This window comes from Microlunatus sp. YIM B11417 (assembly GCF_059617205.1).
Window position 1 is genome coordinate 516,449 of sequence record NZ_JCAMPJ010000003.1, and the last position, 21,304, is coordinate 537,752.

Genomic DNA, 21,304 nt, shown 5'->3' on the forward strand with positions numbered 1-21,304 from the left:
GGCGATCAGGACAGGTCGGTGTAGCCGGCCAGGATGATCGGCCATTCCGCGAAGTGGCCGCGCCGGCCGGCATTGGTCGCGTTCCAGCCGCCGTGCTCGAACCGGACCAGGGTGCCGTCGCCGTCCGCCGTGAAGCTGACCGCAAGGCTGGACGGGAAGTCCGGATCCTGGGCCAGGGTGAAGGTCTGCGCGTAGCGGCGGCCCGGCTGCCAGTCCGTGATCGTGCCGATCGAGAACGTGCCGTCGGGGTTCTCGAAGATCACCTCGCCGTCCTCGATCACGGCGCGGCCACCCTCCTTGATCCCGTAGTTGCGCCACCAGGAGAACGACGTGAACCGGTCGAACGCGGCCCCCGGGTCCAGCTCGATCCGGAGCTCGTGGACGATCGGCGGCAGCTCGTCGGGCACCCGGTCCGCCGGGCCGGACTGCTGCTGCAGGAACGTGATCCGGTTGCCGGCCGGGTCGTGCACGGTGACGGTACGGCCGCGCGGGGTGTCCTCCAGGCCGGGCCTCGCGTAGCCGTAGTCCCGGCCGGCCAGCTCGGCGTGCAGCGCCGCGGCATCCGGCACCATGATCAGGATCGCGCTGCCCGGGGTGCCGTCGCCGTGGTGCTCGGACAGATCCACCCGGATGCCGCCCGGCCCGGTCAGCCGGACGTACACCGGAAGATGATCATGGTCGTCGTGGGCTCCGTCCGGTGCCCAGCCGAGGAAGTCGGCGTAGAACGGCCGGGTCGCGGCCCAGTCGAACATGCGCAGGATCGGCACCACCGGAGCGGTCGCCGCCCCGGGGGACAGCGCCGCCAGGGTGTTCCAGTTGCGGACGCCGTGCGCCGCCGCGATCAACTCCAGGACCTGGGCATGGCCGAACTCGACGCCCTGGGCGGCCAGGGCGCGACGCAGCCGCTTCGCCTGGTCCTTGGCCTCGCGAGGGGTGGGCAGGATGATCATGAGATGTCCTCTCCGCGGAGCGAACCCCTGGGTGCCTGCGTTGCCCGGTGCTTCCGCGGATGGTGCCATCGTCGATGATCAACTTCTGCGGACGTACGGCATTCGCCGTCCCGAAGATCGGGGCAGGCGGCCGGCTGCCGCGGCCGTGCCCAGATCTTACGCCGTATCCGTCCCCTGAGCCTGTCGAAGGGGCAGGCCGGATGGAGCCTTGCCCTTCGACAGGCTCAGGGCCCCTTCGACAGGCTCAGGGAGCGTTCGGGCTAGCGCGGAGTGATCTGCGGCTCCGGGGTCGCGGCGCCGGTGCGCTGCCGGGCCGCCGCGGTCCGGGTAGGCGGCGGTGGGCCCGGGTTGGGCGTCCGGCGGAGCAGGTCGAAGAACGCGTCGCCGAGCAGCACCTGGTAGCGGTCGTCGGCCGCCAGCAGGTCGTTCAGCTGCGCGATGTCGGTCGGATTCCAGCCCCAGGCGAAGATCCCGGCCGAGATGAAGAACGGCGAACTCCCATCCCAGTCGGCGATGTAGGCGTCCAGCCCGGCCTTGAACTCGACTGCCTGACCCGGCGCCCCGAAGTGACCGATCACCGGCAGCTTCCCGGCGGCGATCACCCCGCCGCCGTCCCAGGACTGCATGATCCCGCGCAACGGCGTGTTCTCCCGGTACGACTCGATCACCCAATCCGGCATCGGGATCCAGCCGTTCTCGTCCCGGTTGTTGTAGGCGTACACAAGATCAAGTCCGGTCAGCCGGAGATAGCGCCCGGTCACCTCGGTGTAGGCGTCGAAGTCGTCCCGTGGCCAGGACCCGCCGTACGTGTAGCCGGCGCCGGACGGGCCGCAGACCAGCAGATCGTTCTCGGTCGCGGTCTCCTGGTAGTAGCGGTACAGCGCCGGAGCCGTGTCGGCCAGCACCGGGCTGATCGTCCAGTTGGTCGGCGCCTTGCCGCGGTCCGGGTTGTCCCAGAGGATCCGCATGTGCCGCTGGCAGTACTGGATGTTGTCGCCCTCGCCGACGGTCATCGTGACGTAGGCCTTGTTGGCCGGCTTGACCGGCGTGAACCTCGGCACCCGGGCCGAGATCCGGGCCGGGACTCCGCTGTGCACGGTGCCGTTGGTGAAGAAGTCGGCCGCGAACACCTCCACACTCTGGGTCGCCGCAAGATCGACCCCGCCCCATTCGCCGGCGACGTCGTTGGAGAACCAGCCCAGGTACGGCGTCGTCGGCTCGGTCGCGCCGAAGATCGTCCGGAGCAGTTCGCCCGGCTCGCCGTTCGGGTCCAGCCAGACCACCATCGCCCTGGTCGCGACCACGTAGTCCCGGAAGTGCGGGAACGGTTCGATCCGGGTCGGCGCCTTGTCGGTCGCCGAGACCAGGTACTGATTCCACAGGTCGACGGTCACCTCGAGCTTGGTGGTGCCGGCCGGCGGCGCGAACCGGTAGACGAAGAAGTTGCCGCCGTCGGCGAACCGGTTGGCGTCGCCGCCGATCGAGGAATTGCCGCCCTCGACCAGGTACTCGGCCTCCTCGGCCGTGTCCGGCAGGAAGTTCGCGATCTCGGTGCCGTCGGCGAGGACCTTCACCGAGGCGACCGAGGCGCCCCAGCCGTCGGTGCCGAACGCGTCGCCGAACTTCACGTAGACGGCCTCGCCGCCGAGCTCGGCGGACACGTCGAACGTGTAGAAGTCCCGGTTGGAGGAGTCCCGGATCTGCTCGGTCTCCCGGGCCACCTCGCGCCAGGTGACGCCGTCGACGTCGACCACCCGGGTCGGCGGCAGCCCGGTCAGCAACCGCTGCTCGCACTGCGGCCAGAGCTGGTCCAGCTGCCACTGGTAGATCTCGGTCTTGGACTGCCCGTCGAACTTCCCGCGGAGGTCCTCGATGATCTTGAGCTGGTACGTCTCCGCCTGCTCGGCCGTGGCCACCACGGCACCCTTCAGGCCGGCCAGCGTGGTGGCGATGTTGACCGTGTCCCGCACCGCGGGGTCGTACACGATCGCGCCCTTGACCTTGCCCGCATACTTCGCGACCAGGTCCAGCGGTTGATCATGAACGGTCTTCGGTACGTCGATGCCGGCGAGCCACTTGTCGTCGACACCCGAGTCGTCGTAGGCGAAGTAGAGCTCCGGCCGGTTCCGGTTGACCACGCCCTGCAGGGTCGTCAGCAGAAGTTGATCTTCGCCGAGCAGGGTGTGGATGTCGGCAACGTCGAGGTGCTTGGGCCGGGCGAACGAGGGGAGCAACCGACCCTCGGTCCAGGTCACGCCCGGCCCGGCCGCGGCGGCTCCGGTGGCCGTCACGCCGAGCCAGCCGGTCGTCAGGCCGGCCGTCGCGAGGGCGGTGTTGATCTTGAGAAAACTGCGTCGGGAAACCATGGCGCCACTCCTTTGTGTGGTGATCCCCGGGGTACGAGTCCCCGCCAGTTGCGGTGAACGTACCAACGCGAACCGGGCCCGGTCAGCGCCGCGGCGGCAGCTTCCCATTCTTTGGTCAAACAATTTGTGAAAATGGGTGCCGGGCCGTGGCTGTGGTCGCGGCGTGGCGCGCCGTGCGAAAGGTGTGACCAGAGATAGGGTTCCGAACGTGTGTTCGGATGGGTCGCTGCGTGTGCTCGGGGTGGACCCCGGGCTGACCAGGTGCGGGCTGGGCGTGGTCGACGGGCGGCCCGGGCGGCCGCCGACGATGGTCGCCGTCGGCGTGGTCCGGACCCCGGCCGACCTGGACCCGGCTCGCCGGCTGCTGCAGATCGAGCAGGGGATCGAGGAGTGGGTGGCGGCGCACCGGCCGGCGGCGGTCGCGGTGGAGCGGGTGTTCGCCCAGCACAACGTGCAGACCGTGATGGGCACCGCCCAGGCGGCCGGGATCGCGATGCTGGTCGCGGCCCGGCACGGCCTGCCGGTCGCGCTGCACACGCCGAGCGAGGTCAAGGCAGCGATCACCGGCTCGGGCCGCGCCGGCAAGGAACAGATAGGACAGATGGTGACCCGAATCCTCAAGCTGGACGCGATGCCGAAGCCGGCCGACGCGGCCGACGCCCTGGCCCTGGCGATCTGCCACGTCTGGCGCGGCGGCGGTGCGTCCCGGCTGGCCGACGCGGCCGGCGCGGCGACGGCACAGCAGGCCCGCCAGCGGGCGGCCTTCGCGGCGGCGACCGGCCGGGCGAGCCGGGGAGGTCGGGCGTGATCGCGCGGCTGTCCGGCGAGGTGGTCCAACTTGGCGCGACGTCGGCGGTGATCGAGGTCGGCGGGGTCGGGATGCTGGTCCAATGCGGTCCGAACACCACCGCGAACCTGCGGCTCGGCCAGCCGGCGACGCTGGCCACCTCCCTGGTGGTCCGGGAGGACTCGCTCACCCTGTACGGCTTCGGGACCACCGAGGAGCGGGAGCTGTTCGAACTGCTGCTCACCGCCTCCGGGGTCGGCCCGAAGCTCGCCCAGGCCTCGCTCGCCGTGCTCAGCCCGGACGACTTGCGGTCCGCGATCGCCACCGAGAACCTGGTCGCCCTCACCGCCGTCCCCGGCATCGGCCGCAAGGGCGCCCAGCGGATCGTGATCGAGCTCAAGGACAAGATCAACGCCGTCGGCCTGGCCGACCGCCCCGCCGCGCCGACGCCCAGCAGTGCGCCGGCCTGGCGGGATCAGGTGAGCCAGGGCCTGCAGGGTCTCGGCTGGTCGGCCCGCGACGCCGACGCGGCCTGTGACAACGTGGAATCACTGGTCGCCGAGGACCCCGACCTCGGCGTCGCCGAGATCATGCGGGCCGCCCTGAAGTCGCTCGCCAAGAAATGATGATCAACGCGCACTGGGGCTAGACCGGGTTCAGCTTCCACTTCTGGCAGTCGCCCTGCCAGTAGTTCCAGACCCGGACGTCGGCGCGCGGCGTGCTCGAGCAGCCGGCCACGTCGAGCGAGCGGCCGCCGATCCTGGACGTGATCCGGACGTAGTCGCCCGGCAGCCGGTCCACGTACCAGCGCTGGCAGTCGGCACCGGTGTAGCCGGACTGCACGACGTTGGCGTTGAGGTCCGGCGAACACCCGTCGAGGTGCAGCGCCTTCCCGGTGTCGGCGTTGATGATCTTGTAGGTCCCGGTGCCGTCGTTCAGATAGCTGAGCTGCCACTGCTGGCAGGCGCTGCCGACGTCGTTCCAGACCGACACGTCGGCACCGTCCGCGGTCGAGCAGTCGAGCACGTCCAGCGCCCCGGCCGGGATGTTCTTCGGCGCGATCCGGTACCTCCCGTCCGGCACCGGGGCGACGCCCGGATCACCGGACGGCAGTGCCACGTTCTGCCAGCTCGCCGACGGTACGCCGAGCTTCGGGGTGCCGTCCTTGGTGAAACCGACCTTGTCGATCCGCAGCGAGCGGTCGCCGCCGCAGCTGCCGTACGGTGCACCGCTGGAACTGGTCACCGCGTGGTAGGCGTTCCAGACCTCCTTGCCGTCGGGGGAGCGGAAGAAGCTGTTGTGCCCCGGACCGAAGACCCAGTTGGCGTCGTTGCGCTGGAACACCGGGCTGGCCGACTTCTTCCAGGACCGCCGGTCCAGCACGTTGCCGCCCTTGAACTCGAGCATGCCGACCGCGTAGTCGGGCGTCGCGCATTGGCTGGCGGAGTAGAACAGGAAGGTACGGTCGCCGCGGCGCAGCGCCGTCGGGCCCTCGTTCACCAGCCCGTGCTTCTCCCAGTCGTAGGTCGGCTCCGACAGCAGCCGGGTCGGTCCGTCCAGGGTCCACGGGTTCGTCATCCGCGAGATGAACAGGCTCTGCGGGCTGCCGTTGAGGTGGCCGGACCAGACCTGGTAGAGCTTCCCGTTCGGCATCGTCAGCACGGTGCCGTCGATCGAGAAGTCGTTCTGGGTGGCCAGTTTCGCCTTGAAGACGTACGGGCCCATCGGGTCGGAGCCCTGGCTCTCCAGCACGTACATCCGGTGCTTCCCGAGGTCGGAACTGTTCTCCTGTGCCGTGTAGTAGACGTAGAACCGGCCGTTGATGAAGTGGATCTCCGGTGCCCAGATGTGGCAGCAGCGTTCCGGCGAAGAGTCCTGCCAGATCGTCGTCGACGGCGCGGTGGCCAGTTCGGCCACCGACTTCGCCTTGACCAGGACGATCCGGTCCACCGTCGTGTACGTCAGGTAGTAGGTCCCGCGATGGGTGAACAGCCACGGATCCGCGACGCCCTCCCGGAGCGGGTTGCGCACCGTCTGCGCCGGCGTCGCGGCGGCCGGTTCGGCTTCCGCCCGGACCGGCGCGACCCACAGTCCCAGCGCCAGCAGGACGGGGAACAGCAGGGCCAGCATCAGGATCGGGTTCCGTCGGGGCACAGCTGTCACGTGCATCTCGCCTCCCGGGGTCGAGCTCACCTCAGGCGGCTCGTAGACGTCGTTGTATACGCATACATCGTCGCCAGCCGGTGCACGCCGCGTCAATGGCCCCCGCTGGACCAGTTCGACGGCCGGCGGCCCGTCGGCCCGTCCGAGCCGTCGGCCCTTGACACAATGGCCACGATGAGCGAGATCGATCTGACCAACCCGGACGCCGAGCCGGACGAGCGGGCGCTGGAATCGGCGACCCGTCCCGGCACGCTGGCCGAGTTCACCGGTCAGCCCCGGGTCTCGGACCAGCTCGGCCTGGTGCTGGACGCGGCCCGGCATCGCGAGGCCGTACCCGATCATGTGCTGTTGTCCGGCCCGCCCGGCCTGGGCAAGACGACGCTGGCCATGATCATCGCCGCCGAGCTGAGCGCGCCGATCAGGATCTCCTCGGGCCCGGCGATCCAGCACGCCGGTGACCTGGCCGCGATCCTGTCCGGACTGGTCGAGGGGGAGGTCTTCTTCCTCGACGAGATCCACCGGATGTCCCGGCCGGCCGAGGAGATGCTGTATCTCGCGATGGAGGACTTCCGGGTCGACGTGGTGGTCGGCAAGGGTCCGGGCGCGACCGCGATCCCGATCGAGATCCCGCGGTTCACCCTGGTCGGCGCGACCACCAGGGCCGGCCTGCTGCCGGGGCCGCTGCGGGACCGGTTCGGCTTCACGGCCCAGCTGGACTACTACGCCGACGACGCCCTGGAACGGATCGTCAACCGGTCGGCCGCCCTGCTCACGGTCGAGGTCCGGCCGGACGCGGCCCGCGAGATCGCCTCCCGGTCCCGCGGCACGCCCCGGATCGCGAACCGACTGCTCCGCCGGGTCCGCGACTACGCCCAGGTCCGCGCCGACGGCCTGGTCACCCGGGACGTCGCCCGCGCCGCCCTGGAGCTGTACGAGGTCGACGAGCTCGGCCTGGACCGGCTCGACCGCGCCGTACTGGACGCCGTCTGCCGGCGGTTCGGTGGCGGGCCGGTCGGCCTGTCCACGCTGGCCATCTCGGTCGGTGAGGAGGCCGAGACCGTCGAGGAGGTGGCCGAGCCGTTCCTGGTCCGGGAGGGCTTCCTGATGCGTACCCCGCGCGGCCGGGTGGCCACCGCGGCCGCCTGGCGGCACCTGGGCCTGACACCGCCGGCCGGCGTCCGGGGTGCGGTCGACGAACCGCCCGACCTGTTCAGTTAGGAAGGACCGTTGCCGCATCAGTTCCCTGAGCTCCGCTTCGACGGCCGTACGGCGCTGATCACCGGCGCCGGGTACGGGATCGGCCGCGCCTGTGCGGAGCGACTCGCCCGCGAGGGTGCCCGGATCGTGGTGACCGACCTCGACGAGTCCGCGGCCCGGGCCGTGGCGGCGGACCTGCCCGCCACGCCGGGCGGTGAACATCTCGCGTACCGGCTGGACGTCACCGATCCCGGCTCCGTGACCGGGGCCGTCGACCGAGCGGCCCAGGGCGGGCTCGACATCCTGATCAACGTCGCCGGGGGTGACACGCTGCACGGCTCGTTCGAGGAGACCGACGATGCCGTCTGGTCGCGGATGCTGGATCTGAACCTGCTGGGGGTGGTGCGCTGCTGCCGCGCCGCGGTGCCGTACCTCCGCCGGAGCACGTCGGGCCCCTCGATCGTCACGATCACGTCGATCAACGGGCTGACCTCGCTCGGCAGCGAGCCGTACTCGGCGGCGAAGGCCGGGCTCACGTCGCTGACCGGGAATCTGGCCGCCTCCCTGGCCTGGGACGGGATCAGGGTCAACGCGGTCGCCCCGGCCACGATCAGGACCCGGGTCTGGGACGAGCAGCCCGGCGGCGCCGACCGGCTCCGTGGCCTGTATCCGCTCGGCCGGGTCGGTGAACCCGAGGACGTCGCCGGGGCGGTGGCCTTCCTCGCCTCGGCCGATGCGGCCTGGATCACTGGCCACGTCCTCCCGGTCGACGGCGGTCTGCTGACCGGCTCCGGGCCGCCGTCCGATTGAGGCCAGGTCCGGACTCGCGGCCGCTGCCGTCTGTCTGTTCCCAGGGAGACTGGGTAGAGTACGGCGGTCGGCGCTTGCCGGCGCACATCCGGCGTGGGTCTCGCACCCCGCGCCCTGACGCTGATTTGTGGAGACATGGACCCCAATTCGCCAGTCATGACGATCGTCCTGATCGGTCTCATGGTCGTCGCGTTCTACTTCCTGATGATCCGGCCGCAACGTAAGCGGCAGCAGAAGCAGCAGGAGACGCTCAACGCGCTGCAGCCGGGGACCAAGGTGCTGCTGGGCAGCGGCGTGTTCGGCACCATCATTCGGATCGGCGACAAGCAGGCTGTGCTCGAACTCTCGCCGGGCAACGAACTCACCGTGCTCAAGCAGGCCATCGTGCGGGTGGCCGGGCCGGAGGACGAGGACAACCCGGAGTCGGTCAACGACACCGTGCCGGAGCCCGCCGAGGGACCGGCCTCCACGCTCGACCTGAAGGACGAGGCCGACGCCGCCAAGACCGAGGCCGACGAGCCGGGGGAGCAGACCTGGCGCGAGTACTCGATCAAGCAGGACGACGCCGACGAGACCCCGGCGGACAAGCCGGCCGACGATCAGCCGGCGGCGGAGCAGCAGCCGTCCGACCACGGCACCGGGCCGGGCACCGGCAGCGGACCGGGGACCGGCGGCGGCCCGGGCGCGCCCAAGGAATGACCGCGGCGCCCAAGGAATGACTTCGCACCAGCTCTCGACAAGGAACTAGCAGCACGTGGCATCGAACAGCGGCCACCCGGGCCGTATCCTGATCGTTTTCGCCGTCCTGGTCGCCGCCCTTTTCGGGATCATGGCGATCAACCAGACCTGGACCCCGAAGCTCGGTCTCGACCTGCGGGGTGGAACCACGATCACGCTGACGGCGAGCAATCTCACCGGCGGCGGTCCGGTCAGCGAGGAAAGTCTCAAGCTGGCCCAGACGATCATCCAGAACCGGGTGGACAGCCTCGGCGTCGGTGAGACCGAGGTGACGACGGCCAACGGCAACCAGATCACGGTCTCGGTGCCGAACGTCCAGCAGGACGAACTGGTCCGGCTGGTCGGGCAGACCGCGGTGCTGCGGTTCCGGGCGGTGTACGCGGCGGAGCAGGTGACTCCGCCGGCGCCGGAACCCACGCCGACCCCGTCGTCGAGCGAGACGCCGGCCCCGAGCGGCTCACCGTCGCCGAGCGCGTCGACCAGCCCGACCGCGTCGCCGACGGGCAACGGCCGCCCGGCGCCGCAGCTGCCGACCGCGCCGCCGCCGCCGAAGACGCCGCGGCCGACCGAGCCCGGCAAGGGCACGCCGGAGGACAAGGGCCTGACCTGGCAGCCCAGCCAGAACGACCAGGCCGAGTTCGCCAGCTACCAGTGCGGCGACGACTTCCCCGACGTGGCCGACCAGCCGCTGATGACCTGCAACCGGGAGAAGACCGAGAAGTACCTGCTCGGCCCGACCCTGATCACCGGCGACAAGCTGAGCACCGCGTCGGCGGGCATCCCGCAGAACGACGTCCGCTGGGTGGTGAACCTCCAGTTCAACGACGAGGGCACCAAGCAGTTCGCCGCGGTGACCAAGGCGCTCTCGGCGCAGACCGAGCCGAAGAACCGGTTCGCGATCGTGCTGGACAGCCAGGTGGTCTCGGCGCCGACGACGGTGTCGATCCCGGACGGCCGGGCTCAGATCGAGGGCAGCTTCAACCAGGCCACGGCGACCGAGCTGGCCAACATCCTGAAGTACGGTGCGCTGCCGCTGGCCTTCGAGGTCTCCTCGGTGGACAACGTGTCGGCGACCCTCGGCGGCGAGCAGCTGCAGGCCGGCATCATCGCCGGCATCATCGGCCTGATCCTGGTCATGTTGTTCGCACTGCTCTACTACCGCGGCCTGGCCATCGTCGTGCTGGCCTCGCTGGTCGTCGCGGCGGCCGTGACGTACGCGTTCATGGTGCTGCTCGGCTCGTCGGTCGGGTTCGCGCTCAACCTGCCCGGCATCGCCGGCGCGATCGTGGCGATCGGCGTCACGGCGGACTCGTTCGTCATCTACTTCGAACGAATACGAGACGAGGTCCGCGACGGGCGCAGCCTGCGCACGTCGGTCGAGACCGGCTGGCTGCGGGCCCGGCAGACCGTCCTGATCGCGGACGCGGTGTCGATGCTGTCGGCGATCATCCTGTTCATCCTGGCCATCGGAGCCGTGAAGGGCTTCGCGTTCACGCTCGGCCTGACCACGCTGATCGACGTCGCCGTGGTGTTCCTGTTCACCAAGCCGCTGATGAGCGTGCTGGCCCGGACCAAGTTCTTCGGCGGCGGGCACAAGCTGTCCGGGCTCGATCCGAACCACCTCGGTGTCGCGGCCCTGCCCGGCAGCCGAGGCCGCCGGCGCACCGTCAAGGTCGGCGACCCGGCCCCGAAGGAGGCCTGACATGTCCAGGCTGTCCCAGTTCGGCCACAAGCTGTACACCGGCGAGGTCTCGTACGACTTCGTCGGCAAGCGGAAGATCTTCTACCTGATCTCCGCAGCGCTGTTGGTGATCTCCCTCGCCGCGATCCCGCTCCGCGGGCTCACCCTCGGCATCGAGTTCGTCGGCGGTGCCGACTTCCAGGTCGGGATGCAGGTCAACGCCCAGACGGTCGACCAGGTGCGCGAAGCGGTCAAGGACTCGGGCGTCCCCGACCTCGACGACATCGAGGTCAACACGATCGGTGACAACACCGTCCGAGTGCAGACCCGGACGCTCGACGCCGAGACCGAGGTGCCGGAGGTCCGCAAGGCGATCGGCGAGGTCGCCGGCGTGCCCGGCGACGACGTGACGTACAGCCTGATCGGTGCGTCCTGGGGTCAGCAGATCACCCAGCAGGCCGTGATCGCGCTGTTCGTCTTCCTCGGCCTGGTCTCGCTGATGATCGGCGTCTACTTCCGCAACTGGAAGATGTCGCTGACCGCGCTGGCGGCCCTGATCCACGACCTGATCCTGACCGTCGGGATCTATGCGCTGTCCGGCTTCACGATCACGCCGGCGACGCTGATCGGCATGCTGACCATCCTCGGCTATTCCCTGTACGACACCGTGGTGGTCTTCGACAAGGTCAGGGAGAACGTCCGCGACCTCAAGACGAGCAATACCCGCACCTACTCCGAGGCCGCGAACCTGGCCGTGAACCAGGTCCTGGTCCGGTCGATCAACACGACGATCATCGGCGTCCTGCCGGTGGCCGCCCTGCTGTTCGCCGGTGCGTTCATCCTCGGCGTCGGGCCGCTGAAGGACCTGTCGCTGGCCCTGTTCGTCGGCATGGTCTCCGGTGCGTACTCGTCGATCTTCATCGCCACCCCGTTGCTGGCGCAGCTCAAGGAGCGCGAGCCGGAGATGAAGAAGCTGGCCGCCCGGGTGCTGGCCCGGCGGGCCAAGCAGGAGAAGGCGTCCGCGCCGGCCGAAGCCGCGGCGACCGCCGCCAAGCCGGCCGCGAAGAAGCCGGCCGAACCCGACGGTCCGGTCACCACCGAGGACCGGAACGACGACGCCGAGTTCGAGAACTACCCGAAGGCGAAGTCGTCGATGCCCATCTCGGTCGGGTCGGCCGCCAGCCCGCCGTCGCGGGTGAGCCGGCCGGTGTCCGACGCCGCGGCGAAGCGGCCGCAACCGCAGAACAAGCCAAGGAGCCAGCGGAGGAAATCGTGACCACCCTCGTCACCGACCAGACCAAGGAGCAGCTGGCGGGGCTGATCCGCGACGTGCCGGACTTTCCGACACCCGGCGTGTTGTTCAAGGACATCACGCCCCTGATCGCCTCGCCGGGCGGCCTCGCCAAGGCGGTGGAGGCGCTGGTGCGGCTGTCCCCGTCCGAGGTCGACACGGTGCTCGGCGTGGAGGCCCGCGGCTTCGTGTTCGCGAGCCCGGTCGCGCTGTCGCTGGGGGCCGGGTTCGTCCCGGTCCGCAAGCCCGGCAAGCTGCCGGCCGAGATCCTCGAGACCAAGTACGACCTCGAGTACGGTTCCGAGTCGCTGGCCATCCACGCCGACGCGCTGGCCCCGGGCGACCGGGTGCTGCTGGTGGACGACGTGCTGGCGACCGGCGGCACCATCGGCGCCGCGGCGGGCCTGATCCGGTCCACCGGTGCGGAGCTGGTCGGCGTCACCGTCCTGATCGAGCTGAACCACCTGGGCGGCCGGCAGCGGCTGGCCGAGCAGGGGATCACCGACGTGGTCTCGGTGCTGCAGTTCGAGGCGCCGGAGGGTACCGAGGAGGCGGCCGGCCCGGAGCACGCCGCCAGCGAAACCGCTGCACCTCGGTGAGCGCCTTCGGCCGGCAATGGGTCCGGTCCAATCGTGGGCACTGGCGCAACCAGGCGATGGTCAGCCTGCCCGACAACCGGCCGTCGCCGTCCCGGCAACTGGTCCAGCGGATCCTGCTGGCCGCGCTGCTGCTGTCGGTCTCGGTGGCGCTGGTCTGGTTCGACCGGGACGCGTACACGGACAACTACGACGGCCAGGTCTCGCTGATCGACGCGATCTACTATTCGACCGTCACCGTGACCACGACCGGCTACGGCGACATCACTCCGATCGCGCCGCACTCCCGCCTGCTCAACGCGATCCTGATCACGCCGCTCCGGGTCATGTTCCTGGTCTTGTTGGTCGGTACGACACTGCAGGTGCTGGCCACCGAGGGCCGGCGGATCTTTATGGACGGACGGTGGAGGAAACGGATGCGCAACCACGTCGTCATCGTGGGCTTCGGCACCAAGGGCCGCAGTGCCGTCGAGACCCTGGAGAACAGCGGCTGCGATCCGTCGAAGATCGTGATCATCGACGGCCGGGCCAGCGCGATCAACGATGCCAACCTGCGCGGCTACGCCGCCATCGAGGGTGACGCGACCCGGCGGGACATCCTGCGCCGGGCCGAGATCGTCAAGGCCCGCGAGGTGATCATCACCCTGGACCGGGACGACTCGGCGATCCTGGTGACGCTCACCGTACGGCAGTTGAACCCGTCCGCCCACGTCGTCGTCGCGGTCCGCGAGGAGGACAACGCCTCGCTGGTCCGGCAGTCCGGCGGCGACGCCGTGGTCACCTCGTCCGAGGCGGTCGGCCGGCTGCTCGGGCTGTCCGCGGTCAGCCCCAACCTCGGCACCGTCATCGAGGACCTGCTGTCCACGCGGGAGGGGCTCGAGGTGGCCGAGCGCCAGGTCACCGCCGACGAGGTGGGCCGGCAGCCCGCCGACATCCGTACCGAACACGTGGTCGCGGTGGTCCGCAACAAGACCCTGCGCCGGTTCTACGACCCGACCGTGGCCAGCCTGCAGACCGGCGACCAGGTGGTCGTCGTGCGGCGCGCCGAAGCGGAGCTGACCGGCGACCGGGAACCCGAGCCCGAGGTCTGATCTCCGCCCGGACCCCTGCCGCCACGCCCACCGTCGGTTTTTCACGTCCCGTGAAAAACCGTCGCTTTACCACAGACGCTTCTCTGGTATAGCGCCAACTTTTCATGTCCCGTGAAAAACCGCACCGGGGGTTCGGCACGCCTCACTGCACGAACCGGCGGCGAGGGCAAGATCGGCCCGGCGTTCCTGGCCGAGGACTTGCCAGCGGGAATGCCACAGGGCAGTCTGAGCGTTTCAACTGCGTGAACAGTCTCGGGCGTGGCGGGCGTGGGAGCCGAAGCGGTTGAACTCCCGGTCCGGTATGAGCCCTAGACTTGGCAGAACTGGTGAGGGGGTGTTCGCCGTGAGCGACCCGCGGACAGCCGTTGACGCGGCCGTCGACTCGGGCCCGGAGACGAGCCCGTCGCCCCGGCGCGCCCGCTCGGCCCCGGCTCCAACTCCGACTCCGACCGGCAACGGGTCCCGCCCGCCGTCGCCGTTGACCCCCAGGGTCCGGCCGCCGCTGGACGAGTTGGATCCCAACGCGAACGGCAACAACGGCACCTCGAACGGGACCAACGGGCACGCGGCTCCGGCCAGTCCGGCGGTGCCGGTCCGGCTGACCACCGGCCCGGAGCAGCCGCGGGTCCGGATGCGGCAGCGGTTGGCCCGGTTCGGCAGCGGCGGCCGCAGCGCCACGCCGGTGCTCGATCCGCTGTTCGCCGTGATCAAGGCGAACCACCCGAAGGCCGATCTGGGCCTGATCGCGCGGGCGTACCGGACGGCGGAGCGCTGGCACACCGGTCAGCTGCGCAAGAGCGGCGACCCGTACATCACCCATCCGCTGGCCGTCACCACGATCCTGGCCGAGCTCGGCATGACCGAGTCGACGCTCTGTGCGGCGCTGCTGCACGACACGGTGGAGGACACGCCGTACACGCTGGCCCAGTTGAGCCGCGAGTTCGGCGAGGAGATCGCCCTGCTGGTCGACGGCGTGACCAAGCTGGACAAGGTCAAGTACGGCGAGTCGGCCAAGTCGGAGACCATCCGCAAGATGGTGATCGCGATGAGCCGCGACATCCGCGTGCTGGTGATCAAGCTCGCCGACCGGCTGCACAACATGCGCACTCTGCACTACGTACGGCCGGACAAGCAGACCAAGACGGCGACCGAGACGCTGGAGATCTACGCGCCGCTGGCGCACCGGCTCGGCATGAACACGATCAAGTGGGAGCTCGAGGACCTCTGCTTCGCCACTCTGCACCCGAAGGTGTACGACGAGGTGGTGCGGCTGGTCGCGAAGGCGGCGCCGAGCCGCGACGAGTTCCTGTCCGAGGTGATCGCCCAGGTCGAGGCTGACCTGAAGGGCGCCAAGATCAAGGCGACGGTCACCGGCCGGCCGAAGCACTACTACTCGATCTACCAGAAGATGGTCGTCCGCGGCCGCGAGTTCAACGACATCTACGACCTGGTCGGCCTGCGCATCCTGGTCGACAGCGTGCGCGACTGCTACGCGGCGCTCGGCCAGATGCACGTCCGCTGGAATCCCCTGCCCGGGCGGTTCAAGGACTACATTGCGATGCCGAAGTTCAACATGTACCAGTCGCTGCACACCACCGTGCTCGGACCGCAGGGCAAGCCGGTGGAGCTGCAGATCCGGACCGACGAGATGCACCGCCGCGCCGAGTACGGTGTCGCCGCCCACTGGAAGTACAAGGAGGGCAAGGGCGGCCCGAGCCCGATCAAGGGCGACGGCACGGACCTGATGTGGGTCCGGCAGCTGCTGGACTGGCAGCGCGAGACCGCCGACCCGAGCGAGTTCCTCGACTCGCTGCGGTTCGAGATCAACAGCACCGAGGTGTACGCGTTCACGCCGAAGGGCGACGTGATCTCGCTGCCGCAGGGCGCCACCCCGGTCGACTTCGCGTACGCCATCCACACCGAGATCGGGCACAAGACGATCGGCGCCCGGGTCAACGGCCGGTTGGTGCCGCTGGAGTCGGTGCTGGCCAACGGCGACGTGGTGGAGATCTTCACCTCCAAGGCGGCCGGCGCCGGCCCGAGCCGGGACTGGCTGACCTTCGTCAAGAGCCCGCGCGCGAAGAACAAGATCAGGCACCACTTCACGCTGGAGCGCCGCGAGGAGTCGATCGAGATCGGCAAGGAGGCGCTGGCCAAGCAGCTCCGCAAGGGCGGTCTGCCGCTGCAGCGGCTGCTCACCTTCGAACACCTGACCGCGGTGGCCGGCTTCTTCAAGATGCCCGACGTGTCGTCGCTGTACGCGGCGGTGGGCGAGGGGACCGTCGGCGCCCAGGCAGTCCTGAACCGGCTGATCAGCGTCGAGGGCGGCGCCGACGCGGCCGCGGACGAGGCGGGCGAGGACCAGGTCGTCACCGGGCGCCGGCGGCGTCCGTCGACCTCGGCGAACGACTGCGGCATCCACGTCGACGGCTCCAGCGACCTGCTGGTGAAGCTGGCCAAGTGCTGCACCCCGCTGCCCGGCGACGACATCATCGGCTTCGTCACCAAGGGGCAGGGCGTCTCGGTGCACCGGACCGACTGCGTCAACACGTCCAGCCTGCGGGCCGAGCCGGAACGGCTGGTCCAGGTCAGCTGGGCACCGACGGCGAAGAGCTCGTTCCTGGTCGCGATCCAGGTCGAGGCGCTGGACCGGAACCGGCTGCTCTCCGACATCACCCGCGCGCTGTCCGACCAGCACGTCAACATCATGTCGGCCACGCTGTCCACCACGAAGGACCGGATCTGCAAGGCCCGGTTCACCTTCGAGACGGCCGATCCGACCCACCTGGACCACGTCCTGCGCGGCGTCCGCGGCGTCCCCTCGGTCTACGACGTCTACCGCATCAACCAATAAACACCCGCCGACCGGTCACAAAAGCAGGCGTTCTGACGGCGTGTCGCTGCAGAGTTGACCGGTCGCTACGGTTGGCGTCGTGGAGATCCGTACCGCGACGGCGGAGGACTGGCCTCGGATCTGGCCGTTCTTCGACCGCATCGTCCAGGCGCGCGAGACGTACGCCTACCCGCTGGACCTGACCTCCGACCAGGCCCGCGACCTGTGGCTGCAGCCGCCGCCGGATCACGCGGTGGTCGCGGTCGAGGGCGCCGAGGTGCTGGGCAGCGCCAAGATGGGCCCCAACCGGCCCGGCGCCGGCAGTCACATCGGCACCGCCAGTTTCATGGTCGACCCGGACCGCAGCGGGCGCGGCGTCGGCCGGGCCCTCGCCACGTACATGATCGACTGGCACCGCCGGAACGGCTACCACGGCATCCAGTTCAACGCCGTCGTCGAGACCAACACCGCTGCCGTGCACCTCTGGCAGGCCCTCGGCTTCACGATCATCGGCACGGTCCCGGAGGCCTTCGACCACCGCGAGCACGGCCTGGTCGGCCTCCACGTGATGCACCTGCCGCTGAACTGATGTCGCAGAAGTGACGCCAGTTCTCCCTTCCACCGTTGGAAAAGCGGGATTCGGTGAACTGGCGTCACTTCTGCGACAGAGATCGCGAGAGCCGAGGCCGATTCGGCGTGCTGCGACCTCGAGACGCGCGTGGCCGTCGTCGCTGGGGTCGAACGCGCGTTGAGGTGGCGCCGTCGTGATCGATCAGCGCCCGGCTGGTGACCACCACACCAGGGGAGCAGGAGGTCCGGAAGACCGGTGTCAGTGCGCGGGCGTGGACGGACAGGCCCGTCGCGCGCCTGCAGAACTGCGGCAGCGTCACCAAGATCACCGCGCGACCGGTTGCTCGCGCACACCTGAGTCGCAGAAGTGACGCTGGTTTCCCTTCTACCGTTGGAAGAGCGTTTCGGTGAACTGGCGTCACTTCTGCGACAGGGCACGGAGATAGCGGTCGGTGATCAAGCGCTGGACCAGGCGGGCGACCGGCCCGCCCAGGCGGGTCAGCAGGGTGGCCGGGCGGGAGAAGGCGGTGACGATCAGCCGGACGGAGTCGTCCTCGCCGTGCTCCACGACGAAGGCCTCCTCGCCGGACTCCGGGTGGCCGGGCAGGGTCCCGTACGCGAAGCCGGCCCGGCGCGGCTCGTCGACGACGTAGACGATCCGGACCGGAGCCTTCACCGGGCCGATCGTCAACACCGCCTGCAGGCCCTCGACGACCGGGCCCGTGGCATCGACGCCGAGACCGGAACGCCGTTGCAGGTCCCAGTTCAGGACACGTTCGGCAGCGGCCCGGAAACACTCGCGGCCCCGTCCGAGTTCGGCCGAACGGGCTACGTGGTGGTAGCCGGACGGCAAGGCTCCGCGGGTCGCGCCGACCTCGGCGTAACTGAGTTCGGCGGTCACCGCGCGACCAGGATCAACCGCTGAAGTCGCTGGCGGCGCGGCGGGCCTGCTCCAGCCACTGCCGGTACGTCTCGGCCGAGTTGGCCGCGTCGCGGGCGGCGCGGGCGTCGCCGCGGGCCTCGGCCTTGGCGGCCTTGGCCTCCAGCTCGCTGATCTGCGCCTCCAGCTTGGCCGCGGTGTCTTCGGCGCGGGCCCTGGTCTCCGGGTTGGTCCGGCGCCACTTGTCGTCCTCGGCCTGCCGGATCGCGGATTCGACGGCGCGCAGCCGCCCGTCCAGGGAGCGCATCGCCTCCCGCGGCACCTTGCCGATGTCGGCCCAGCGGTCGAGGATGTCGCGGTAGCTCGCCCGGGCGCTGGCCAGGTCGGTGATCGGGACCAGCCGCTCGGCCTCGACCAGCAGCTCCTCCTTCTTCACCTGGTTCTCCCGGTACTCGCTGTCCTGCGCCGCGAACGCCGCCTGCTTGGCCTCGAAGAACTGGTCCTGCGCCGCCCGGAACTGCTTCCAGAGGGCGTCGTCGATCTCGCGCGGGGCCGGGCCGGCCGCCTTCCACTCGGTCATCAGGCCGCGCAGTTCGCGGGTCGTGTCGCCCCACTCGGTCGAGTCGGCGAGCGCCTCGGCGGCCTTGACCAGCCGCTCCTTGATCACCCGGGCCGACTCGCGCTGCTCGGCCTGCTCGGCGAAGTGGGCCTTCCGCCGCCGCGTGTAGGTGGTCCGGGCGGACGAGAACCGGTGCCACAGTTCGCCGTCGGTGGTCCGGTCAAGCCGGGGCAGCTTCTTCCACTCGTCCAGCAGGGACCGGAACCGGTTCACGCCGCCGCGCCAGTCGTTGCCGCCGGCCAGCCGCTCGGCCTCGGCCACGCACTTCTCCTTGGCGGCGCGCGCCTCGTCCTGCTGCTTGGCCTTCTCTGCCCGGCGTACCGCGCGTCGCTCGTCCAGCACCGGCTCCAGCGCCTTCAGCCGGGTCAGCAGGCTGTCCAGGTCGCCGACGGCGTTGGCGTCGGTCACCGCGGTCCGTACGGTCTTGATCGACCCGGCGGCGTCGTCGGGGGACAGCGCGCCCGAGGCGATCCGCCGTTCCAGCAGGGACACCTCGAGTTCGAGCGCGGTGAAGCGGCGGACGAAGAACTGCAGCGCCTCGGCGGGGGCGACGTCGGGCACCTGGCCGACGCTGCGTTCGCCGGTCTCGGTGCGGACATACACGGTGCCGTCGGCGTCGACTCGTCCGAAAGAAGCAGGGTCAGCGTCGGGGCTCATGGATCCATCCTGCCCGATAGTGTCGCGGATGTGTTGATCGCATCCTTCCCGGCCGGTCCCTGGCAGGCCAACTGCTATCTGGTCGCGCCGGCGGCCGGCGCGGAGTGCGTCATCATCGACCCGGGAGTCGACGCCGCCGAGGGCGTCCGGTCCGTTGTCGCCGAGCACGACCTGCGACCGGTCGCGGTCGTGGCCAGCCACGGCCACCTCGACCACACCTACGCGATCGCCGAGCTGGCCGACGCCTTCGCGGTGCCGTGCTGGATCAACACCGCCGACCGGGACCTGCTGGCGGACCCGTTCGCGGCGATGCCGGCGGGGGTTGACCGGATGCTTGCCGAGTCGGGCTATCAGACCGAGTTCGCCGAGCCGGAGCGGGTGGAGACTCTCGCCGACGGGGACCGGGTGACGCTGGCCGGGCTCGAGTTCACCCACGTCGCCGCGCCGGGCCACACGCCGGGCTCGTCCCTGCTCCGGCTGCCGTACGACGACGAGGGCTTCACCGAGGTCGTCTTCAGTGGCGACGTCCTGTTCGCCGGCTCGATCGGAAGAACTGATTTGCCTCGCGGGAACCCGACCAGGATGCTGGAAACGCTGCGGACCACGGTGATCGGACTGCCGGATTCCGCGGCGGTGCTGCCCGGCCACGGGTCCCAGACGACGATGGCGCGGGAACGCGCCGCGAACCCGTACCTGCAGCCGGATCAGCTGCAGCAGAAGGAGCAAGGAGAACACACGTGAGCCGCCCCAAACCGTTGTCCGGGTTTCCCGAGTTCACCCCGGACCAGCGGATCGTCGAGCAACTCGTCCTGGACCGGCTGCGGGAGACGTTCGAGCTGCACGGGTTCGGCTCCGTCGAGACCCGGTCGGTGGAGCCGATCGACCGGCTGGCCAAGGGCGGTGAGATCGACAAGGAGGTGTACGCGGTCCGCCGGCTGTCCGCGCCTCCGGAGGCCAAGACCGACCTCGGGCTGCACTTCGACCTGACGGTTCCCTTCGCCCGGTACGTTCTCGAGTACGCGCACACCCTGCAGTTCCCGTTCCGCCGCTACCAGATCCAGAAGGTGTGGCGCGGCGAGCGGCCGCAGGAGGGCCGCTATCGCGAGTTCACCCAGGCCGACATCGACATCGTCGACACCGGCGAGCTGGCGGCGCACCACGACGTCGAGGTCGCCCTGGTGACGCTGGAAGCCCTGGAGCGGCTGCACGACGAGCTTGGCCTGCCACCCGTGCTGATGCGGGTCAGTGATCGCCGGCTGGCCCAGGGCTTCTATCTTGGCCTGGACATCGAGGACCCGACCGACGTGCTCCGGATCGTCGACAAGCTGGACAAGATCGGCCCGGACGCGGTCCGCGACCTGCTCACCGGCGAGGCCGGGCTGTCCGCCGCCCAGGCGGACCTGTGCCTCCGGCTGGCGGAGATCAACACCGCCGACGAGTCGTTCGCCGACCGGGTCGCCGAGCTCGGCGTCAAGCATGATCAACTCGAGGTCGGCGTGGAGCGGCTGGCCGAGGTGGTCCGAGCCGCGAGCCGTTACGTGCCGGGCCGGTTGATCGCCGATCTCAAGATCGCCCGCGGCCTGGACTACTACACCGGCACCGTCTACGAGACCGAGCTGGTCGGCTACCCGAACCTCGGCTCGATCTCCTCCGGCGGCCGGTACGAGTCGCTGGCCAGCGACGGCCGGACCAGCTACCCGGGCGTCGGCCTGTCGGTCGGCGTGACCCGGCTGTTGGTCCCGCTGCTCGCCGAGGGCAAGATCACCGCGTCCCGTTCGGTGCCGACGGTGATCTTGGTCGCCGTCGAGAGCGAGGAGACCCGGGACACCGCGATCGCCGTCGCCGAACGGCTGCGCCGCCGCGGCATCTCGACCGAGGTGGCGCCGAAGGCGGACAAGTTCGGCAAGCAGATCCGGCACGCGGACCGGCGCGGGATTCCGTACGTGTGGTTCGGTGGGCTGGAGGGCGGCGAGGTCAAGGACGTACGTTCCGGTGATCAAGGTCCGGCCGACCCGGACAGCTGGCGACCCGCCGAGGAGGAGTTGCGGCCCACCGTCAAACGATCATGAGCCGCT

The 21,304-nt window shown here is 70.0% G+C and carries 16 protein-coding genes and 2 pseudogenes; 13 read left to right on the forward strand and 5 right to left on the reverse strand.

From position 1 onward, the window contains the following. Positions 1 to 5: 5 nt before the first annotated feature. A complete protein-coding gene (locus tag AC6CCG_RS17560) occupies positions 6 to 950 on the reverse strand; it encodes a glyoxalase superfamily protein (RefSeq protein WP_496655887.1) in 945 nt (314 codons plus the stop codon). 260 nt (positions 951 to 1,210) lie between these two features. After that, entirely contained in the window at positions 1,211 to 3,316 is a 2,106-nt protein-coding gene (locus AC6CCG_RS17565) for a GxGYxYP domain-containing protein (RefSeq protein ID WP_496655888.1), read from the reverse strand. A gap of 226 nt (positions 3,317 to 3,542) precedes the next feature. Here AC6CCG_RS17565 and ruvC point away from each other — a divergent pair, with 226 nt between their 5' ends. Both ruvC and ruvA read left to right on the forward strand, forming a co-directional pair. Further along, on the forward strand, positions 3,543 to 4,124 hold the full coding sequence (ruvC, locus tag AC6CCG_RS17570) for a crossover junction endodeoxyribonuclease RuvC (RefSeq protein ID WP_496656284.1): 582 nt from the start codon (positions 3,543 to 3,545) through the stop codon (positions 4,122 to 4,124). Beyond that, entirely contained in the window at positions 4,121 to 4,729 is a 609-nt protein-coding gene (gene ruvA, locus AC6CCG_RS17575) for a Holliday junction branch migration protein RuvA (protein ID WP_496655889.1), read from the forward strand. The genes ruvC and ruvA overlap by 4 nt, the downstream gene beginning before the upstream one ends. Positions 4,730 to 4,748: 19 nt before the next feature. Here ruvA and AC6CCG_RS17580 read toward each other — a convergent pair whose 3' ends face one another. Beyond that, positions 4,749 to 6,272, reverse strand: a complete 1,524-nt coding sequence (locus AC6CCG_RS17580; RefSeq protein ID WP_496655890.1) for a family 43 glycosylhydrolase — start codon at positions 6,270 to 6,272, stop codon at positions 4,749 to 4,751. A gap of 168 nt (positions 6,273 to 6,440) precedes the next feature. On the opposite strand from AC6CCG_RS17580, the gene ruvB reads away from it, so the two are divergent. The 9 genes and pseudogenes from ruvB to AC6CCG_RS17625 all read left to right on the forward strand — a co-directional run bounded on the left by ruvB (position 6,441) and on the right by AC6CCG_RS17625 (position 17,092). Continuing rightward, positions 6,441 to 7,484: a Holliday junction branch migration DNA helicase RuvB gene (gene ruvB, locus AC6CCG_RS17585; RefSeq protein ID WP_496655891.1), complete on the forward strand. Its 1,044-nt coding sequence runs from the start codon at positions 6,441 to 6,443 to the stop codon at positions 7,482 to 7,484. A 9-nt stretch (positions 7,485 to 7,493) separates the two neighbouring features. Continuing rightward, positions 7,494 to 8,273, forward strand: coding sequence for an SDR family NAD(P)-dependent oxidoreductase (locus AC6CCG_RS17590; protein ID WP_496655892.1), 780 nt, complete (start codon positions 7,494 to 7,496; stop codon positions 8,271 to 8,273). A 156-nt stretch (positions 8,274 to 8,429) separates the two neighbouring features. After that, positions 8,430 to 8,972: a preprotein translocase subunit YajC gene (gene yajC / locus AC6CCG_RS17595; protein ID WP_496655894.1), complete on the forward strand. Its 543-nt coding sequence runs from the start codon at positions 8,430 to 8,432 to the stop codon at positions 8,970 to 8,972. A gap of 55 nt (positions 8,973 to 9,027) precedes the next feature. Then, complete coding sequence (gene secD, locus AC6CCG_RS17600) at positions 9,028 to 10,713, forward strand: protein translocase subunit SecD (protein ID WP_496655895.1); 1,686 nt, start codon at positions 9,028 to 9,030, stop codon at positions 10,711 to 10,713. A gap of 1 nt (position 10,714) precedes the next feature. After that, positions 10,715 to 11,968 carry a protein translocase subunit SecF gene (secF, locus tag AC6CCG_RS17605; protein WP_496655897.1) on the forward strand — a complete coding sequence of 418 codons (1,254 nt, stop codon included), beginning with the start codon at positions 10,715 to 10,717 and terminating at the stop codon, positions 11,966 to 11,968. Then, positions 11,965 to 12,504 (forward strand): annotated as a pseudogene (locus tag AC6CCG_RS17610) (adenine phosphoribosyltransferase); the annotation flags it as partial. The gene secF and the pseudogene AC6CCG_RS17610, both read left to right, overlap by 4 nt. Positions 12,505 to 12,638: 134 nt before the next feature. Continuing rightward, positions 12,639 to 13,670, forward strand: a complete 1,032-nt coding sequence (locus AC6CCG_RS17615; protein ID WP_496656285.1) for a potassium channel family protein — start codon at positions 12,639 to 12,641, stop codon at positions 13,668 to 13,670. A 631-nt stretch (positions 13,671 to 14,301) separates the two neighbouring features. Beyond that, complete coding sequence (locus AC6CCG_RS17620) at positions 14,302 to 16,524, forward strand: RelA/SpoT family protein (protein WP_496656286.1); 2,223 nt, start codon at positions 14,302 to 14,304, stop codon at positions 16,522 to 16,524. A gap of 79 nt (positions 16,525 to 16,603) precedes the next feature. Beyond that, positions 16,604 to 17,092, forward strand: a complete 489-nt coding sequence (locus AC6CCG_RS17625; RefSeq protein WP_496655898.1) for a GNAT family N-acetyltransferase — start codon at positions 16,604 to 16,606, stop codon at positions 17,090 to 17,092. A 399-nt stretch (positions 17,093 to 17,491) separates the two neighbouring features. Here the strand turns inward: AC6CCG_RS17625 and AC6CCG_RS17630 are convergent, their stop codons facing one another. Both AC6CCG_RS17630 and AC6CCG_RS17635 read right to left on the reverse strand, forming a co-directional pair. After that, on the reverse strand, positions 17,492 to 17,974 hold the full coding sequence (locus AC6CCG_RS17630) for a DUF1990 domain-containing protein (protein WP_496655899.1): 483 nt from the start codon (positions 17,972 to 17,974) through the stop codon (positions 17,492 to 17,494). Between the two features lie 13 nt (positions 17,975 to 17,987). Next, positions 17,988 to 19,267: pseudogene (locus AC6CCG_RS17635) on the reverse strand (DUF349 domain-containing protein). Between AC6CCG_RS17635 and AC6CCG_RS17640 the strand changes: the two are divergent. Then, the gene (locus AC6CCG_RS17640; protein WP_496655900.1) at positions 19,260 to 19,970 is read left to right on the forward strand and encodes an MBL fold metallo-hydrolase; all 711 of its coding nucleotides are present in this window, start codon (positions 19,260 to 19,262) and stop codon (positions 19,968 to 19,970) included. The pseudogene AC6CCG_RS17635 and the gene AC6CCG_RS17640 sit on opposite strands and share 8 nt — an antisense overlap. Next, positions 19,967 to 21,298 carry a histidine--tRNA ligase gene (hisS, locus tag AC6CCG_RS17645; RefSeq protein ID WP_496655901.1) on the forward strand — a complete coding sequence of 444 codons (1,332 nt, stop codon included), beginning with the start codon at positions 19,967 to 19,969 and terminating at the stop codon, positions 21,296 to 21,298. The genes AC6CCG_RS17640 and hisS overlap by 4 nt, the downstream gene beginning before the upstream one ends. Positions 21,299 to 21,304 lie beyond the last annotated feature (6 nt).